Below are 2,351 nucleotides of genomic sequence, written 5' to 3' on the forward strand. Positions count from 1 at the left end.
GATCGTGGCGGTGTCCGCGGAGAAGAACTCCACCCTGGTGCTGCCCTTCCCGGTGGAACTGCTGCGCTTCCTGGAACGGTCCGCCCAGCAGCCGGCACAGGCGGAGCGCGCCCTGGAGGAACCGGGGCCGCCGCCCGACGAGCCGGGGCCGCCGCCCGACCGGTTCCCGGACCCGTGACACGTGGTCCACGCGTGGTTCCCGTGACTCACGGCAGGTGATAGACACGGCGGGTCACTGTTCCTGTCCGCCAGCAGGAAGGTTCCCCCACCATGACCGCGTCAGGGACCACCGGCCCCTCGCCCACCACACGGCGGCAACTGCTCGCCCGTTCCGGCGCCCTGGGAATCGGCATCGCGTTCTCCGGTTCCCTCTCCGAACTGTTCACCCCCGCTGCCGCCGCCGCGCAGAACCTCGGCCACCACGGCTACGGCCCCCTCGTCCCCGACCCCGACGGGCTGCTCGACCTGCCGAAGGGCTTCCGCTACCGGGTGCTCTCCCGCGAGGGCGACGCACTGCGCTCCGGTGAGGGCCCCGTCCCCTCCAACCCGGACGGCATGGCCGCCTTCGCGGGCGGGCACGGCCGCGTCCATCTCGTCCGCAACCACGAGAACCGCGCCAACGGCAGGGCCCCGGTCCCGGTGATCGACGGGCTGACGTACGACCCGCAGGGCAAGGGCGGCTGCACGTCGCTGACCCTGGACTCCCGTGGCCGGGTGCTCTCGGAGCGGGTCGCGATCGCCGGTACCGCCGTCAACTGCGCGGGCGGACCGACGCCTTGGGGCACCTGGCTGACCTGCGAGGAGACCGAGGACAAGGCGGGCGCCAACGGCTACACCAAGGATCACGGCTTCGTCTTCGAGGTCGACGGGGCCGACCCGCGCCGCACGGGCGCCGTGCCGCTCACCGCGATGGGCCGCTTCCAGCACGAGGCGGTCGCGGTCGACCCGCAGCGGGGCGTCGTCTACGAGACGGAGGACGCGTTCGAGCGGCCCTTCGGGCTCTTCTACCGCTTCCTGCCGGAGAAGCCGCTCGGCGGCACCGGTTCGCTGCGCGCGGGCGGCCGGCTCCAGGCGATGCGGGTGCCCGGGGTGCCCGACCTGTCCTCGGTCCGGGAGACGGGCGCACGCTTCGACCGTATCGAGTGGGTGGACGTGCCGGACCCGCAGGCCGTCGACACCCCCATCCGCTTCCAGGACTTCGGCGCCGGCGGCATCACGCACGCGCAGAAGCTGGAGGGCTGCTACTGGGGCGGCCGGTCGGTGTACTTCGTCTCGTCCTTCGCCCGCAGCGCCGAGGGTTCGGCCGGCGACCACTACGGGCAGATCTGGCGCTACGACCCGGACCGGCGGCGGCTGACGCTGGTGATCGTCTTCGGGCCGGACACCGACGTGCACCTGCCCGGCGAGTCTCCGGACAACATCTGCCTCGCCCCCAGCGGCGGCCTGATGGTCTGCGAGGACGGCGGCGGCGCGCAGCACGTCTACGGCGTCACCCGGCGCGGCGAGGTGTACGCGATGGCGCGCAACCGCCAGAACGTGGGCACGCCCGAGAAACCGGAGTGGGGCGAGTTCGCCGGGGTCGCCTTCTCCCCCGACGGCCGGACGATGTACGTCAACTGCTACTCCCCCGGCACGACGTTCGCGGTCACCGGCCCCTGGCGGCGGTGACGGACGCGGGGGCGGCCGGGGCTCTCCCCGGCCGCCCCCGCGGGCCGCATACGGATCCGTACGCGGGCCGTACGCGGGTCAGGCCGCCGGCAGGTCGTCCATCTGACCGATCGCCTGCTTCAGCCCCTCCACCGTGCCCGTCTCCGCGAGCCGGTCCATCTGCTCCCGGCTGTCGAAGACCGAGCACATCTCCCTCCGGGTACTGCCCTCGCGCTCGCCGAGCGTCATCGCCGTGCAGTGGGGCGTGGTCGGCGGCGACGCCTTCGCCACGGACGCCGACGCGGTGGCCCGGCAGGTGCTGGACGGGGTGCGCCCGGGTTCCGTCGTGGTCCTGCACTGCACCCGCAGTGGGGCCCCGGCGACCGAGCGGACCCTGCGGACGATCGTCCCGGCGCTACGCGAGGAGGGCTACCACTTCGTGACCGGATGTCAACTCGTCGTCACGATGCGGCGAAGGGACCCCCCGCCGCTGCGCGGCTCCGCTCCAAGGAAGCCCTTCCTCCCGGGGCTGAAGCTCAGGGCCTCCTGACCAGATCACGGTGAAGGTCTCCGACCTGATCGCGACGGCGAACGGACGGAACCGACCGTCCTAGTACTGCAACGGTGTTTGGCGTGACTGCTGACCAGATCGGTCGTTGGTGTGGTCATGGGTGGGGACCTTGCGGATGTCAGGCTGTGGGCAG

The 2,351-nt window shown here is 72.5% G+C and carries 2 protein-coding genes and 2 pseudogenes; 3 read left to right on the forward strand and 1 reads right to left on the reverse strand.

The genetic code is table 11. From position 1 onward, the window contains the following. Both ACWEQO_RS34640 and ACWEQO_RS34645 read left to right on the forward strand, forming a co-directional pair. A pseudogene (locus tag ACWEQO_RS34640) lies at nucleotides 1–178 on the forward strand (slipin family protein); the annotation flags it as partial. Nucleotides 179–270: 92 nt separating this feature from the next. Continuing rightward, nucleotides 271–1,668 carry an alkaline phosphatase PhoX gene (locus ACWEQO_RS34645; protein WP_452986482.1) on the forward strand — a complete coding sequence of 466 codons (1,398 nt, stop codon included), beginning with the start codon at nucleotides 271–273 and terminating at the stop codon, nucleotides 1,666–1,668. Nucleotides 1,669–1,746: 78 nt separating this feature from the next. On the opposite strand, the gene ACWEQO_RS34650 is transcribed toward ACWEQO_RS34645, so the two are convergent. Further along, nucleotides 1,747–1,896: a hypothetical protein gene (locus ACWEQO_RS34650; RefSeq protein WP_452986483.1), complete on the reverse strand. Its 150-nt coding sequence runs from the start codon at nucleotides 1,894–1,896 to the stop codon at nucleotides 1,747–1,749. On the opposite strand from ACWEQO_RS34650, the pseudogene ACWEQO_RS34655 reads away from it, so the two are divergent. After that, a pseudogene (locus tag ACWEQO_RS34655) lies at nucleotides 1,892–2,197 on the forward strand (hypothetical protein); the annotation flags it as partial. The gene ACWEQO_RS34650 and the pseudogene ACWEQO_RS34655 sit on opposite strands and share 5 nt — an antisense overlap. Nucleotides 2,198–2,351 lie beyond the last annotated feature (154 nt).

Source organism: Streptomyces sp. NPDC004051 (assembly GCF_053604275.1).